The sequence below is a fragment of the Blastococcus sp. SYSU D00820 genome, assembly GCF_054050695.1.
Map to the genome: position 1 here is coordinate 20,790 of NZ_JBJGZW010000029.1, position 15,642 is coordinate 36,431.

The following is a 15,642-nucleotide window of genomic DNA, read 5'->3' on the forward strand; positions in this document are numbered from 1 at the left end:
CGGGTCCCTGACGCCGCCGGCGCCCTCCCTTGACGGGATCTTGACGCCGGCCGCCGCCGGAGCCGCTCCGCCCGGGGCGATCATGGACGCCGTGAATCGCGGGACGCTGCGCGTCTACCTGGGGGCCGCCCCCGGCGTGGGCAAGACCTTCGCGGCACTGGGCGAGGCGCACCGCCGGGCCGAGCGCGGCGCCGACGTCGTCGTCGGGCTGGTCGAGACGCACGGCCGGCCGCGCACCGCCCGGCAGCTGGCGGGCCTGGAGGTGCTCCCGCGGCGGCGGGTGGCGCACCGCGGCATGGTGCTCGAGGAGCTGGACGTCGACGCGGTGCTCGCCCGCCGGCCCGAGGTGGTGGTCGTCGACGAGCTGGCGCACACCAACGCGCCGGGCTGGCGGCACGAGAAGCGCTGGCAGGACGTGGAGGAGATCCTGGCCGCCGGCATCTGCGTGCTGAGCACGGTCAACGTGCAGCACCTGGAGAGCCTCACCGACGTCGTCGCCTCCATCACCGGCGTCGTGCAGCGGGAGACCGTGCCCGACGAGGTGGTCCGCCGGGCCGACCAGGTCGAGCTGGTCGACATGTCGCCCGAGGCGCTGCGCCGCCGGATGGCGCACGGCAACGTCTACCCGGCCGAGCGCGTCGACGCCGCGCTGGGCAACTACTTCCGGGTCGGCAACCTGACCGCGCTGCGCGAGCTGGCGCTGCTGTGGCTGGCCGACCGGGTCGACGAGGGACTGCGCCGTTACCGCGCCGAGCACGCCATCGACGCGGTCTGGGAGGCGCGGGAGCGGGTGGTCGTCGCGCTGACCGGCGGCCCCGAGAGCGAGACGATCGCCCGCCGGGCGGCGCGGGTGGCCCGCCGCTCGGGCGGGGACCTGCTGGCCGTGCACGTGGTCTCGGCCGACGGGCTGACCGGGGCCTCCCCGGGCGCGCTGCGCGGCCTGCGGGAGCTGACCGAGAGCCTGGGGGGCAGCTGGCACCAGGTCGTCGGCGACGACGTGGCCGAGGCGCTGCTGGAGTTCGCCCGCGGCGCCGACGCCACCCAGCTGGTGGTCGGCACCAGCCGGCGCTCCCGCTGGGCGCGGGCGCTGCGCCGGGGCATCGGCGGCTCGGTGGTGGCCGGCTCCGGCGACGTCGACGTGCACATCGTGACGCACGCAGCCGCCGGCTCGCGGGGGTGGCGGCTGCCTCCGCCGGCCAGCGCGCTGACCGCCCGGCGGCGCGGGCTGGGCGCGCTGCTGGCCGTGCTGGGGGTGCCCGCGCTGACCGCCCTGTGCCTGGCCGGCGGCGCCGCGGTGTCGCTGCCCCTGGTGCTGCTGGCCTTCCTCCTCCTGGTGCTCGCGGTGGCCCTGGTCGGAGGGCTGTGGCCGGCCCTGGCCGCGGCCGTGCTGGGCGGGCTGGCGGAGAACTGGTTCTTCGTCTCCCCCACCGGCCGGCTGACGGTCTCCAGCCCGGACGACGTCCTGGCGCTGGGCGGCGGGCTGGTCGTCGCGCTCACCGTGGCCACCGTCGTGGACCGCTCGGCGCGGCGGGCCACCGCGGCGGCGCGGTCGCGCGCGGAGACCGCGATGCTGGCGTCGCTGTCGCGGGCGGTGCTGGAGGGCGACGGCGACCTGCCCGGGCTGCTGGAGCGGATCCGGGAGGGCTTCGGGCTGACGTCGGTCTCGATGGTCGAGGGCGGCACCGTCGTCGGCACCTGCGGCCGGCCGGGCGGCGAGAGCGTCGACGAGGTCGCCGTCACCGGGTCGCTGGTCCTGCGCTGGTGCGGCCGGACGCTGCCGGCCGGTGACCGGCGGCTGCTGGTGGCCGTCGCCGAGCAGGCGGCCGTGGCGCTGCAGCAGGGGCGGCTGGCTGCGCAGGCCGCCGAGGCCGACCGGCGGGCCGCCGGCGACGGGATGCGGCGGGCGCTGCTCGCGGCGGTCAGCCACGACCTGCGCACGCCGCTGGCGGGGATCAAGGCCGCGGCCTCGGCGCTGCGGACCGGGCTCGCGCTGTCCGACGCCGACCGGGACGAGCTGGTGGCGACCGTCGACGAGTCCGCCGACCGGCTGACCGCCCTGGTCGACAACCTGCTCGACATGAGCCGGCTGCAGGCCGGTGCGGTCAGCCCGGCGCTGGTCGCGGTCGACCTGCCGGGGGTCGCCGAGCGGGCGCTGGCCGAGCTGACCGCCGGGGAGCGCTCGCGGATCTCCTGCGACTGGCCCGACGGGCTGCCGGCGGTGCTGGCCGATCCGGGGCTGCTGGAGCGGGTGCTGGCCAACCTGGTGGGCAACGCCGTACGGCACGTCGCCACCGGGCCGGTGACCCTGCGGGCGGACGCGCTGGACGACCGGGTCGAGCTGCGGATCGCCGACCGCGGCCCCGGCGTCCCCGTCGCCGACCGGGAGCGGGTGTTCGCGCCGTTCCAGCGGCTCGGGGACGCACCGGGCGGGCAGGGCGTGGGGCTGGGCCTGGCGGTCGCCCGCGGCCTGACCGAGGCGATGCGCGGCACGCTGGCCGCCGAGGACACCCCCGGCGGTGGGCTCACGATGGTGGTGGCGCTGCCGGCCGCGCCGGCCCCGGCGGACACGGCACCGGTGGCCGCGTGAGCCGGGTGCTCGTCGTCGACGACGACCCGCAGCTGCTGCGCGCGCTGCGCATCACGCTGCGCGCGGCCGGCCACGAGGTGGTGACCGCCGCCGACGGCCGCGCCGCGCTGCGGGAGGCCGCCGCCGCCCATCCGGACGTCGTCGTGCTCGACCTCGGGCTGCCCGACCGGGACGGCACCGAGGTGCTGGCCGGGCTGCGCCCGTGGTTCGCCGGCCCGGTGCTCGTGCTCTCCGCGCGCGTCGACAGCGCGGACAAGGTCGGCGCGCTCGACGCCGGCGCCGACGACTACGTCACCAAGCCCTTCGACATGGGCGAGCTGCTGGCCCGGCTGCGCGCCCTGCAGCGCCGCGCGGTCGCCGACGGGGCAGATCCGGTGACGCGGACCGAGTACTTCACCGTCGATCTCGCCGCCCGCCAGGTGACGGTGGCCGGCGAGGCGGTGCGGCTGACCCCCACGGAGTGGGCGCTGCTGACCGAGCTGGTGCGCGCCCCCGGCCGGCTGGTGGGCCAGCGCCAGCTGCTCCAGGCGGTGTGGGGGCCGGCGTACGAGAAGGAGACCCACTACCTGCGGGTCTACCTCAACCAGCTGCGCCGCAAGCTCGAGCCCGACCCCGCCCACCCGCGCTACCTGCACACCGAGCCCGGGATGGGCTACCGCTTCACCCCGTGACGCCTCGGGCCGTGTCCGGCTCCCGCTCCTCCCACCGCCGACCGGCCGCGACGCGCCCCTCGGCCAGCCGCGGGAAGTGGGCGCCCACGCCGGAGGTCCCGGGTTCGGCCAGCTGCCGCCACAGCTCCCTGCGGGTGCGGTCCGCCCGGACCGGGTCGACGTCGCCCATCGACCGCCAGCCGGGCTCGGCGAGCTGCACCGGGCAGGTGATCGCGTCGCCGAGCAGGAGCAGCCGCTCCTGGCCCGCGGTCACCGACACCGACAGGGAGCCCGGGGTGTGCCCGGGCGTGAGCACGGCGGCGACGCCCGGTGCGACGGCGGCGTCGTCGGCGAGCGGGCGGAGTCGGTCGGTGCCGGCCCACCGCCGGAAGCCGGTGCGGACGTGCCCGGCCATCTCCCCCGGCCCGTCGACGAAGTGCTCGGCGTCGGCGGCGCCGAACCAGATCGTCGCGCCGGCGAAGCCCGGCTCCCCGTCGGGGCCGAACAGCCAGCCAACATGGTCGGCGTGCAGGTGGGTGCAGACCACGTCGGTGACGTCGTCGGGGTGCAGGCCCAGCGCCCGCAGCCCGGTGGTCAGCTGGCCGCCGGCCAGCAGCATGCCGCCGGGCAGCTGCTGGACCTCGAAACCCAGCCCGGCGTCGACCAGCAGCACCCGCCCGCCGGTGCGGACGACGAAGCACCCGATCGGGAGCCAGGCCGCGTCGTCCCGGTCGAAGACCTCCGGATGCGCGCCCGCCGGCACCCCGGCACCGAAGTAGCTGCGACGGGCGACGAACGTGCCGTCCGCGACGGCGTCGACCCGGATGTCCCCGACGCGCACCGGAACCCGCTCAGCTGGCGCGCTTGCGCGCCCGCTTCTTCGGGGCGGCGGCCGCCTCGATCGCCTCGGGGTCGAGCATCGGCACGAGGTACCGGCCGGTGTGGCTCTCCGGCACCGTCGCGACGAACTCCGGCGGCCCCTCGGCGACGACCGTGCCGCCGCGGAACCCGCCCTCCGGCCCCATGTCGATCAGCCAGTCGGCGCTCTTGATGACGTCGAGGTTGTGCTCGATGACGATCACCGAGTTGCCCTTGTCGACCAGGCCCTGCAGCACCAGCAGCAGCTTGCGGATGTCCTCGAAGTGCAGGCCGGTGGTCGGCTCGTCGAGCACGTAGATGCTGCGGCCGTTGGACCGCTTCTGCAGCTCGCTGGCCAGCTTCACCCGCTGCGCCTCACCACCGGAGAGCGTGGTGGCCGGCTGGCCCAGCCGCACGTAGCCCAGGCCGACGTCGGTGAGCGTGCGCAGGTACCGGGCGATCGAGGGGATGGCGGCGAAGAAGTCCGCGGCCTCCTCGATCGGCATGTCGAGGACCTCGGCGACCGTCTTGCCCTTGTAGTGCACCTCGAGGGTCTCCCGGTTGAACCGGGCCCCCTTGCACACCTCGCACGGCACGTAGACGTCGGGCAGGAAGTTCATCTCGATCTTCAGCGTGCCGTCGCCGGAGCAGGCCTCGCAGCGGCCGCCCTTGACGTTGAAGGAGAACCGCCCCGGCAGGTAGCCGCGCATCTTCGCCTCGGTGGTCTGGGCGAACAGCTTGCGGATCTGGTCCCAGACGCCGGTGTAGGTGGCCGGGTTCGAGCGGGGCGTGCGGCCGATCGGCGACTGGTCGACGTGCACGACCTTGTCGAGGTGCTCGAGGCCGGTGACGGTGCGGTGCCGGCCGGGCACCATCCGCGCCCGGTTCAGCTCGTTGGCCAGCACCGTGTAGAGGATGTCGTTGACCAGGCTGGACTTGCCCGAGCCCGAGACGCCGGTGACCGCGACCAGGCAGCCGAGCGGGAAGGTGACGTCGACGCCCTTGAGGTTGTTCTCCCGGGCGCCCTTGACCACCAGTTCGCGCCCGGGCTGCGGCTCGCGCCGCTTCTGCGGGACGACGATCTCCCGGCGGCCGGACAGGTACTGCCCGGTCAGCGACCGCTCGCTGGCCAGGAGGTCCTCGAGGGTGCCACTGACGACCACCTCGCCGCCGTGCTCGCCGGCGCCGGGGCCGATGTCGACGATCCAGTCGGCGACCTTGATGGTGTCCTCGTCGTGCTCGACGACGATCAGCGTGTTGCCCATGTCGCGCAGCCGGACCAGCGTCTCGATCAGCCGGGTGTTGTCGCGCTGGTGCAGGCCGATGGAGGGCTCGTCGAGCACGTACAGCACGCCGACCAGCCCGGAGCCGATCTGGGTGGCCAGCCGGATGCGCTGCGCCTCGCCGCCGGCCAGCGTCGCCGCCGGCCGGTCGAGGGACAGGTAGTCCAGGCCGACGTCGACGAGGAAGGACAGCCGGGCCTGGATCTCCTTGAGCACGCGGTCGGCGATCGCCCGCTCCCGCTCCCCCAGCTCCAGGGCGCCCAGCCACTGCGACGCCTCACCGATGGACAGCCCGGTGACGTCGGCGATCGAGCGCCCGCCCAGCTTGACCGCCAGGATCTCCGGCTTCAGCCGGGTGCCGTGGCAGACGGGGCAGGGCACGTCACGCATGTAGCCCTCGTACTTGTCCTTCATGTACTCGCTGTCGGTGTCCTCGTGCCGGCGCTCGAGGAAGGGCAGCACGCCCTCGAAGGCGGCGTAGTAGCTGCGCTCGCGGCCGTAGCGGTTCTTGTAGCGGACGTGCACCTGGTCGGGCGAGCCGTGCAGGATCGCCTTCTGCACCTTGGCCGGCAGCCGCTCCCACGGCTCGTCCATGGAGAAGCCGATCTGCTGGGACAGGCCGGTGAGCAGCCGGGTGAAGTACTCGTTGCTCATCGAGGTCGACCACGGGGCGATGGCGCCCTGCGCCAGGCTCTTGCCGGGGTCGGGGACGACGAGGTCGGGGTCGACCTCCTTGCGGGTACCGATGCCGGTGCACTCCGGGCAGGCGCCGAACGGCGAGTTGAACGAGAACGACCGCGGCTCCAGCGCCTCGAACGACAGGCCGTCGTCGACGCAGGCCAGGTGCTCGGAGAAGGTGCGCTCCCGGTAGGGGTCGTCCTCCGGCAGGTCGACGAAGTCGAGGACGACGAGGCCGCCGGCCAGCCCGAGCGCGGTCTCGACCGAGTCGGTGAGCCGCCGCTTGGCGCTCTCCTTGACCGTCAGCCGGTCGACGATCACCTCGATCGTGTGCTTCTCCTGCTTCTTGAGCTTCGGCGGCTCGGTGAGCGGGTGGACCGTGCCGTCGACCCGCACCCGGGAGAAGCCCTGGGTCTGCAGGGAGCTGAACAGGTCGACGTACTCGCCCTTGCGGGCGCGCACGACCGGGGCGAGCACCTGGAACCGGGTGCCCTCCTCCATGTCGAGCACCTGGTCGACGATCTGCTGCGGGGTCTGCCGGGAAATCGGCTTGCCGCAGTTGGGGCAGTGCGGCTGCCCCGCGCGGGCGTAGAGCAGCCGGAGGTAGTCGTAGACCTCGGTGATCGTGCCGACGGTCGACCGCGGGTTCCGGTTGGTCGACTTCTGGTCGATCGACACCGCCGGGGACAGCCCCTCGATGAAGTCGACGTCGGGCTTGTCCATCTGGCCGAGGAACTGGCGGGCGTAGGCCGACAGCGACTCGACGTACCGGCGCTGCCCCTCGGCGAAGATCGTGTCGAAGGCGAGGCTGGACTTGCCCGAGCCGGACAGGCCGGTGAAGACGATCAGCGCCTCACGCGGCAGGTCGAGGTGGACGTCCTTGAGGTTGTGCTCGCGGGCGCCGCGGACGACGAGGCGGTCCATGGTGGTCCTGTCGATCAGGGGCTCGGTGCGCGGCGGCGCCGTGCCGTTGGGTCGTGCGGGGGTGCGGACGCTCCGGCCCGCGGGGGGCGGTGCGCTCCGGTGCTCAGCTGGGCGCCGCGGCGGGCGGCCGGGCGGGGTCGAAGACCGGCGCGTGACGGCGCCACGGCCGCCGGCGTTCCAGCTCTCCGGCCAGCCAGAGTAGTCGCCGTTCGGCACCCGGGGGGCCGACGAGCTGCACGGCCAGGGGCAGCCCCTCGGGCCGGGTGCCGGCCGGCAGCACCAGGGCCGGCACCCCGGCCAGGTTCCACGGCGAGGCCCACGGCGCCCAGCGGGCGTTGGCCGTCACGTTGGCCAGGAATCCGCGCTCGTGCCACGGCCGCGCGGGCAGCGGCGGGCCGCTGACCACGGGTGTGAGCAGCACGTCGACGTCGGCGAAGAACGCCTCGGTGCGCCGCCGGAAGCGCTCGGCCGTGGCCGGGCGGACCAGCCCGAGCCGCCGCACCAGCCGGCCGAGGCGGGCGTGCGTGCGGCTGCGCGGCTGCAGCCGGGCGCGGTCGAGGCCGAGCGCCGCGGCGTCGTCCTCGGCGCCGGCCAGCCAGCGGGCGATCGCGCCGACCGCGGCGTCGGGCGGGACGACCGGCTCCCGCGGCACCACCGTGTGACCCATCTCGCGCAGCAGCGCGGCGGTGCTCTCCACCGCCTGCCGGGCCTGCGCGTCGGGCCGCACCCCCGGGACCGGGGCACGGAAGGACAGCGCGATCCGCAGCGGCCCCGCCGGCTCGGGCAGCGGCGCGTCCTCCTCCCCGGCCAGGACGGCGAAGGCCAGCGCGGAGTCGGCGACGGTGGTGGCCAGCGCGCCGTTGACCGCCATGCCCGACCAGTCGTCGGCGCCGATCCCGCCGGGCAGCACGCCCCGGCCGGGCTTGAGCGCGACCAGCCCGCAGGCGGCGGCCGGCAGCCGCAGCGAGCCCATGCCGTCGTTGCCGTGGGCCAGCGGCACGGTGCCGGCGGCGACCGCGGCCGCGCTGCCGCCCGAGCTGCCCGCCGGCGAGCGTGCGGTGTCCCAGGGGTTGCGGCTCACCGTGCCGGGGCCGTCGGTCGCGGCGTACAGGCAGAGCTCCGGCACCCGGGTGATGCCCACGACCACGGCGCCGGCGGCCCGCAGCCGGGCGACGACGGGATGGTCCTCGGTCGCCGGGACCGGGTCGGCCGCGGCCGAGCCGTCGGTGCAGACCTCGCCGGCGACGGCGACGTTGTCCTTGATCGCGACCGGCACGCCGGCCAGCGGCAGGCTGCCCCGGTCGGGCCGGGCGTCGACCGCGGCGGCCTCGGCCAGCGCCGCCTCCCGGCGCACGACCCGGTAGGCGCCGATCCGCGGCTCGACCTCCTCGAGGTGGTCGAGGTGGGCGCGGACGACCTCCACGGCGGACAGCTGCCCGGCCCGCACCCGGGCCGCGATGCCGGTCGCGGGGAGGCCGACGACGCCCGCGCCGTCGGGGGCGGCGGGCCCGACGAGGCCGGTCGCCCCGTCGTCCTGAGCAGGAGCGGGACCTCCGCTAGCGTCCATGCCTGGACCGTAGCCGCGGCCACCGACACTCTCGAACGGAGCCTGGGATGAGCGCGGACACCTACACCGGCGACGTCGAGGTCGGCGGCCCGGCCGACGTCCGGGAGCTGCCGGGCCTGACGATCAGCAAGCTCGCGGTGAGCGAGATGGCGAACAACGCCTACCTGCTGCGGTGCACGGCGACCGGGCAGCAGCTGCTGGTCGACGCCGCCGCCGAGCCGGGGGCGCTGCTCGCCCTCGTGGGCGACGGCGGGCTGGCCACCGTCGTCACCACGCACGGCCACTGGGACCACCACCGCGCGCTCCCCGAGGTCGTCGAGGCGACCGGCGCCACGACGGTCGCCCACCCGGCCGACGCCGGCGACCTCCCCGTGCCCGTGCAGCGGCCGGTCGGGCACGGCGACACCGTGCAGGTCGGCGAGCAGACGCTGAAGGTCGTGCACCTGCGCGGCCACACGCCCGGCAGCATCGCGCTGGTCTGGCGGGGCCCGGACGACGCGGGGGTGCACGTCTTCACCGGCGACAGCCTCTTCCCCGGCGGCGTCGGCAACACGCAGAAGGACCCGGTCCGGTTCGCCAGCCTCTTCGACGACGTCGAGCAGCGGCTGTTCGGCACGCTGCCCGACGGCGCCTGGGTCTACCCGGGGCACGGCAAGGACACCACGATCGGCGCCGAGCGGCCGTCCCTGCCGGAGTGGCGCGCCCAGGGCTGGTGACCCCGGGTCAGTCCTCCTCGTCCTCCTCGAAGAGGGCGACCACCTCGTCGACGGTGCCGGGCACGTGCAGCGGCACCACCGACACCACCCAGTCGTCGCGCCGCCCGGAGACCCCGCAGGCGAGGTCCCAGGCGGCGCGGGCGGTGAGCGGGCCGAAGCAGGCGTCGTCGCCGTCCTCGCCGACGGCGACCTCCACCAGCCAGGCGTCGGAGAGGTCCGCGGCGAGCTCGGCGAAGTCGGGGGCCGTGCCGTCGACCGCGTCGGGGGCGTCGGCGGGGACGGGGTAGATGAGCGCCATGGGGGAACGCTAGGGGTCCGGGGGCTCCCCCGTCACCGCACTAGGGTCGGGGCATGCCCCGCGGCGCCCGTCCCCCCTCGGCCACGGTCTACGGCATCGACCTGGGGACCACCTACAGCTGTCTGGCCCAGGTCGACGACACGGGGCGGGCGCAGGTCGTCCCCCTGCTCGACGAGAGCCCGACGCTGCCCAGCGTGGTGCTGTTCGTCGGCCCGGACGACCACGTCACCGGCGAGCGGGCCCGCGTGCTGGCCCGCGCCCAGCCCGACGACGTCTGCACCCTGGTCAAGCGGCGGATGTCCGACGCCGACTGGCGCTTCGTCAGCCACGGCCAGGCCTGGTCGGCGCCGGCGGTCAGCAGCCTGATCCTGCGGGCGCTGGTCAGCGAGGCGAGCTTCCGCACCGCCGGACCGGTCGAGGACGTCGTCATCACCGTGCCGGCGTACTTCGGCGACGAGGAGCGGCGGGCCACCCGGCTGGCCGGCGAGTACGCCGGCCTGCACGTCCTCGACGTGATCAACGAGCCGACCGCGGCGGCGCTGGCCTACGGCTTCGCCCGGCTGGACGGCACCGGCGACGGCTCGCACGCCGAGGAGGTCGCGCTCGTCTACGACCTCGGGGGCGGCACCGTCGACGTCGCCGTGGTGGAGCTGGCCGACCGCCGGCTGGCCGTCGTCGCGACCGACGGCGACCACGAGCTCGGCGGCGCCGACTGGGACGAGAAGCTCGCCGTCCACCTCTCCTCCGCGTTCCTGGCCGCCCACCCCACCGCCGAGGACCCCCTGGACGACAGCGCCGGGGCCCAGGCGCTGCTGCTGGCCGCCGAGCGCGCCAAGCGGGAGCTCAGCACGGTCGAGCGCGTCGTCGTCCCCGTGGCGCACGACGGCCGGCAGGCCGACGTCCCGGTCACCCGCGCGGACTTCGAGCGGCTCACCGCCGGCCTCCTGGACCGCACCGTCGAGCTGACCCGCGCGGCGATCGCCGCGGCCCGGGCGCGGGGGGTGGACCGCATCGACCGGGTGCTCCTGGTCGGCGGCTCGACCCGCATGCCGGCGGTGGCGCGCCGGCTGGCCGCCGAGGTCGGCGCCCCGGTCGAGGTGCACGACCCCGACCTCGCCGTCGCCAAGGGCGCGGCGGTCTACGGCCGGAAGAAGTCGCTGGAGCGGCTGCTGCTCGCCGATCTGGTCACCCGCGGGCACCTGCGCGAGGGCATGCCGCTGGAGTACGCCGCCGCCCCGGAGGTCGACGCCGCCTGCGCCCGGCTCGGCGCGGCGTTCGGCCTGTCCGCCGCGGAGGTGCGCCGCACCGTCGAGGTGCAGGTGCTCAACACGGTCTCGCGCGGGTTCGGCGTGCTCGCCCTCGACCGGTTCGGCGACCAGTCGGTGGTCTTCCTCGTGCACCGCAACGACCGGCTCCCGGTCGCCGTCCGGCGCTCCTTCGGCACCGTGCACGACGACCAGCGGGCGGTCACCATCCGGGTCGTCGAGCAGGGCGGCGGAGCCGAGTCGCCGCGGCCCGAGGACGCCAAGCTGATCGCCGAGGCCTCCATCGAGGACATCCCGCCGGGATATCCGGCGGGCACCGAGATCCAGGTGGTCCTGCGGATGGGGTTCGACGGCATCCTGGAGCTGACGGCGCTGCACGAGGGCCTGGCCGACCGGCCGCTCACGGTGCGGATCGAGACCGGCGCGGCGATGAGCCAGGCCGACGTCGCCCGGGAGCGCGACCAGGTGGGCCGGTCGCGCCGCCGGGACCTGTGACGCTGCGGGCCGGCCGATGACCCCGCTGCCGCCGTTCGACGGCAACGCCTACCGCAAGCGCGTGCTGGCCGGCATCGAGGCCCGCGGCGGGCTCGACGCCACCGATCCCTTCGAGGTCTACGACCTGCCGCTGGAGGCGGCCGGGACGCTCACCGACGAGCAGGTCGGCCGGCAGGTCGACGCGGTCTGGGCGTTCTGGCAGAAGCAGCGCGACCACCCGAAGTACCGGGGCCTGGTGACGGCGCTGCTCGCCGCGCACGACGGGCTGGCCGCCCGGCTGCGCACCCCCGGCGGGCGCCGGGAGCTCGCCGAGCGGACCCGCGTCGCGCGCGCCCGCCGCGACGCGGCGCGGTACGCCGAACTGGACGCCGCCCTGGAGCGGCTGGTCGAGCGGTTCGGCGGCGTGCCGGCCGGGAAGGTCGCCGGGCTCCGGTCGCTGGCCGCGGCGGCCGGGATCGACGAGGCCGGCTTCGAGGCCCGGCTGCGGCGCCATCCCCGGGTCGACGACGACGCGCCGGCGCCGGCTGCTCCCGGGCCGGACGCCGACGCGGCCGTGCTGCGGCAGGTCCGCGAGGGGCTGGAGGAGCTCGGCCGGCTGGACGGCGTCCGCGTGCCGAGCCTGCACGCCTTCCTGGACCTGCCCGCGACCGCGCCGGCCGAGGTCGTGCGCCGCCGTCGCGACGCCTTGGCCGCGCTCAACCGCCGGCTGCGCCCCGACCGGCGCCGCGCCCTCGTCGACGACCTGCTGGCCGCGGTGGGGGCGCTGCTGCTCGACCGCGATCCGGCGTACTACCTGGACTCCCTCCGGGACGGCGCGCGCGAGACGCTGCGCCCCCTCGTGGCGGCCGCCGTCCTGGTCGAGGACGAGCTGACCCCCGACGACGCCGAGCACCTGGTCGGCGAGGCCCTCGCCGCGGGGCTGGACCCCGCGCGCGCGGAGGCCCTCGTCGCCGAGCTGGCCGCCGAGGCCGGCGCTCCGCTGCCGGCGCGGCCGTCCCCGGCACGGCCGGCGGCGGGGCCTCCCGGCGGCCGGCCCGACTGGCGGTCCGAGGTCTCCGCCGGGCGGGCGGCGCTGCGCGCCGGCCGGCTGCGGGCCGCGGAGCGGCACGTCGCGGCGGCCCGGGCGGCCGCCGGGGAGATGCAGCCGCCGATCCGCGCGCTGCAGGACGAGGTGGCGCAGGCCGGCGCCCGCGCCGAGGCCGCCTGGCGGCGGGCGGAGACCGCCCTCGCCGAGCGCCGGCACGTGGCCGCGGCCGGCGAGCTGGAGGAGCTCGCGCGCACCGCCGCCGACCTGCCCGGTCCCGGCGGGGCCTCGGTGGAGGAGCGGCTGCGCACCGCCCGGGCCGCCGTCGCCGCGGCCGACGCCGCGCTGGCCGCGGCCGGCGCGCTCCGCGGCCCGCAGCGCGAGCTCGCGCTGCTCGCGGTCGTGGCGTCCGTCGCCGACCACGCCGCCACCTGGCGGGAGCTGACCGGCATCGGCGTCGCGCCGGCCACCGGGGTGCACGTCGTGCCGGCGGGCGGCGGTGCCCGGGAGGTGCGCTGGACGCCGTCGACCTCCCCCGGGACCGTGGTGTACCGGGTGCTGCGGGTGCGGCCCGACGGCAGCCGGCAGGCGGTCGGCACGACGCAGGCGGCCGCGCTGGAGGACGGCGGCTCCGGCGAGGTGGCCGGCTACGTCGTCGTCGCCTCCCGCGCCGGCATCGCCGCTCCCGAGGCGGCGAGCGGCCCGCGGCCGGCGCCGGGCACCGGGCCGGCGCCCGCCCCGGCCGCCCCGGCCGGCGCGGCCGTCCCGGTGCTGTCGATCCGGCCGCACGGCCGCCGGCTCCGCCTGGTCTTCCCGCCGCCCGCCGAGGGCAGCACCGAGGTGCGGCGGCTGCCGGCCGGGGCCGCCCTCCCGGCACCGGGCAGCGTCGTCCCCGATGCCGGCGCGCTGGGGGCGCTGGTCCCGGCGATGGCCCCGGGGCTGGCGGTCGACGCGCGCCCCTCCGCGCCGGTGACCGACTACGTGGTCCTGACCCGCACCGACGCGGGGACCGTCGCGGGGGCCGTCGCCTCCTGGGTCGTGCTGCCGGCGGTCGCCGGGCTGGCGGTGGACGGCGACCGGCTGCGCTGGACGTGGCCGGCCGGCTGCACCGAGGTGGTGGTCGCCGTCCGCCCGGACGCGCCGCCGGAGGGCCCCGACGACCCGGCTGCCACCCGGCGCAAGGTGACCAGCTCCCGCTACGACATCGACGGCGGCCTGCCGCTCCCCGACGCCGGCTCCGCGCACGTCGCGGTGTTCGCCTGCGCGCGCAGCGCCGGGCGCCTGCTCGTGGCCGGGGAAGCTCCCCCGGAGGCGCGCGTCCGGCTGCCCTGAGGTCAGCCGGCCGCCACCGGCAGCCAGCGGTCCCACCAGCGCAGCAGGTGCTCGAAGCGGGCCAGCCGGTGCCGCGGGCGGCCCGCGCGGGACAGCTCGTGCCCCTCGCCGGGGAAGAGCAGCAGCTCCGCCGGGACGCCGCGCCGCGTGAGCGCGACGAACAGCTGCCGGCCCTGCTCGACCGGGCAGCGCAGGTCCTCCTCGCCGTGCACGACGAGCGTGGGCGTGACGATGCGGTCGGCGCGCGCCAGCGGGCTGGCCTCCGCCCAGCGCGCGGGGTCCGGGCCGAACGCCCGCTCCATCTCGTACCAGCCGACGTCGGACGTGCCGACGAAGCTGTACGGCTCCGTGAGCGCGCGCTCCACGACGGCGGCGGCGAAGCGGTCGGTCCGGGTGAGCAGCAGCGCGGTCAGGTACCCCCCGTAGGACCCGCCCGCGATGCCCACCCGGCCGGCGTCCAGGTCGAGCGCCGGATCGGCCAGGGTGTCGTCGAGGAAGGCGAGGACGTCGTCGGCGTCGCAGCCGCCCCACGCGCCGGCGACGGCGCGGGCGTGCTCCTCCCCGTAGCCCGACGAGCCCCGGGGGTTGCACTGCACGACCGCGTACCCGGCAGTGACCGCCAGCTGCACCTCGTCCAGCAGCGCCCAGCCGTACTGGGCCAGGGGGCCGCCGTGCAGGTACAGCAGCACCGGATGGGGGCCGGGGCCGTCCGGCACGGTCACCCAGCCGTGCACCGGCCGGCCGGCCGGGGCCGCGGTCCGCTCGCGCATGCGGTGCACCCGGCCGGTCTCCGCGAGCCGCCGGCCGAAGCCGGTGAGCAGCCGCCGCCGGCCGGGCGTGATGGCGATCAGCTCCCCCGCCGAGCCGTCGTGCGCGACGGTGGCCACGACGACGCCGCCCCCGGCACCGATCCCGCGCACCGTGAACGGCCCGTCGACCAGCCGGTCCGGGGGGCCGCCGTCGCGCGGCACCCGCAGCAGCTCGACCGCGCCGCGGACCTGGACGCCGACCAGCACCCCCTCGGGCGTCACGACGGTGCCCGGCGTCTCGTCGCCGCGGTGCTCAGCGGCCGGGTCGAGCAGCGGCTCGAGGGCGCCGCCGTCCGCGGGCACGCGGCACAGCGTGGCGCCCCGGCCCGCGACGTCCAGCCCGTCGGAGCCGAGGTCGGGCACCGCGGTGACGTACAGCGCGGTCCCGGCCGGATCCCAGGCCGGCCGGCTGCACAGCCCGCGGCCGTCGGTGACCCGCCGCAGCCCGGTGCCGTCCGGCCGGACCGCCCAGACGTCGGCGACCAGGTCGCGGTCGGCCCGCCGGTGGCGGGCGGAGACGAAGGCCAGCTCGCCGCCGTCCGGCGACCAGGCGACGTCGGCGCAGTCCGCGTCGCCGGCGGTGACCTGCACCGGTCCGGGCACCGGGACGCCGTCGTCCCCGAGGTCCTCGGGGAGCTCCAGCACGAACACCTGGCTGCGCCGGTCGGTCACGGTGCCCACGCCGTCCAGCCGGGAGCGCAGCGTGGTGACCAGCCGCGGCGGCTCCGCCTCGGGCGGCACGTCCGGGTCCGTGCCGTACCGCCCCGGCTCGGGCACGCGCGCGACCCACGCCAGCCGCCGGGAGTCCGGTGCCCACACCGGCGCGCCGGCGCCCAGCGGGCAGTCGGTGAGCCGGCGCGGCGCCCCGCCGGCGGTGGGCAGCACGTGCACCTGGGGCCGGCCGCCGTCCGGAGTGCCGAGGAAGGCCAGCCAGCGGCCGTCCGGGGAGAAGGCCGGTGCGGTGTCGCGGCCGCCCGAGGTGAGCGGGCGGGCGGGCGCGGAGGCGTCGGTCGGCACCGCCCACAGCTGGCTGCGGTAGCGGTCGGCGTCCAGGTCCAGCCGGGTGACGGCGACGACGGCGATCCGCCCGTCCGGGGAGACGGTGGGCGGTCCTGGGGTCCTCAGGGAAGCGAGGTCGGTCGGCCGCACGGACGCC

The 15,642-nt window shown here is 77.1% G+C and carries 10 protein-coding genes; 5 read left to right on the forward strand and 5 right to left on the reverse strand.

The window, feature by feature from the left end; genetic code table 11:
- Positions 1–82: 82 nt before the first annotated feature.
- A complete protein-coding gene (locus ACI79R_RS21385; protein WP_456575690.1) occupies positions 83–2,587 on the forward strand; it encodes an ATP-binding protein in 2,505 nt (834 codons plus the stop codon).
- A complete protein-coding gene (locus ACI79R_RS21390; protein WP_456575691.1) occupies positions 2,584–3,258 on the forward strand; it encodes a response regulator in 675 nt (224 codons plus the stop codon). Before ACI79R_RS21385 ends, ACI79R_RS21390 begins: the two co-directional genes overlap by 4 nt.
- On the opposite strand, the gene ACI79R_RS21395 is transcribed toward ACI79R_RS21390, so the two are convergent.
- From ACI79R_RS21395 to ACI79R_RS21405, 3 genes are all read right to left on the reverse strand, one after another.
- The gene (locus ACI79R_RS21395) at positions 3,248–4,078 is read right to left on the reverse strand and encodes an MBL fold metallo-hydrolase (RefSeq protein WP_456575692.1); all 831 of its coding nucleotides are present in this window, start codon (positions 4,076–4,078) and stop codon (positions 3,248–3,250) included. The genes ACI79R_RS21390 and ACI79R_RS21395 overlap by 11 nt on opposite strands.
- A 10-nt stretch (positions 4,079–4,088) precedes the next feature.
- On the reverse strand, positions 4,089–6,980 hold the full coding sequence (gene uvrA / locus ACI79R_RS21400; protein WP_456575693.1) for an excinuclease ABC subunit UvrA: 2,892 nt from the start codon (positions 6,978–6,980) through the stop codon (positions 4,089–4,091).
- Between the two features lie 103 nt (positions 6,981–7,083).
- Positions 7,084–8,547, reverse strand: a complete 1,464-nt coding sequence (locus ACI79R_RS21405) for an amidase (protein WP_456575694.1) — start codon at positions 8,545–8,547, stop codon at positions 7,084–7,086.
- Between the two features lie 47 nt (positions 8,548–8,594).
- Between ACI79R_RS21405 and ACI79R_RS21410 the strand changes: the two genes are divergently transcribed.
- Entirely contained in the window at positions 8,595–9,263 is a 669-nt protein-coding gene (locus ACI79R_RS21410; RefSeq protein ID WP_456575695.1) for an MBL fold metallo-hydrolase, read from the forward strand.
- 7 nt (positions 9,264–9,270) lie between these two features.
- Here ACI79R_RS21410 and ACI79R_RS21415 read toward each other — a convergent pair whose 3' ends face one another.
- Positions 9,271–9,561, reverse strand: coding sequence for a hypothetical protein (locus tag ACI79R_RS21415; RefSeq protein WP_456575696.1), 291 nt, complete (start codon positions 9,559–9,561; stop codon positions 9,271–9,273).
- Between the two features lie 53 nt (positions 9,562–9,614).
- On the opposite strand from ACI79R_RS21415, the gene ACI79R_RS21420 reads away from it, so the two are divergent.
- Together ACI79R_RS21420 and ACI79R_RS21425 are read left to right on the forward strand one after the other, a co-directional pair.
- On the forward strand, positions 9,615–11,321 hold the full coding sequence (locus ACI79R_RS21420; protein WP_456575697.1) for an Hsp70 family protein: 1,707 nt from the start codon (positions 9,615–9,617) through the stop codon (positions 11,319–11,321).
- A 16-nt stretch (positions 11,322–11,337) separates the two neighbouring features.
- Positions 11,338–13,677, forward strand: coding sequence for a hypothetical protein (locus ACI79R_RS21425; protein ID WP_456575698.1), 2,340 nt, complete (start codon positions 11,338–11,340; stop codon positions 13,675–13,677).
- A gap of 2 nt (positions 13,678–13,679) precedes the next feature.
- Here ACI79R_RS21425 and ACI79R_RS21430 read toward each other — a convergent pair whose 3' ends face one another.
- Positions 13,680–15,635, reverse strand: coding sequence for a S9 family peptidase (locus ACI79R_RS21430; protein WP_456575699.1), 1,956 nt, complete (start codon positions 15,633–15,635; stop codon positions 13,680–13,682).
- Between the last annotated feature and the right edge of the window lie 7 nt (positions 15,636–15,642).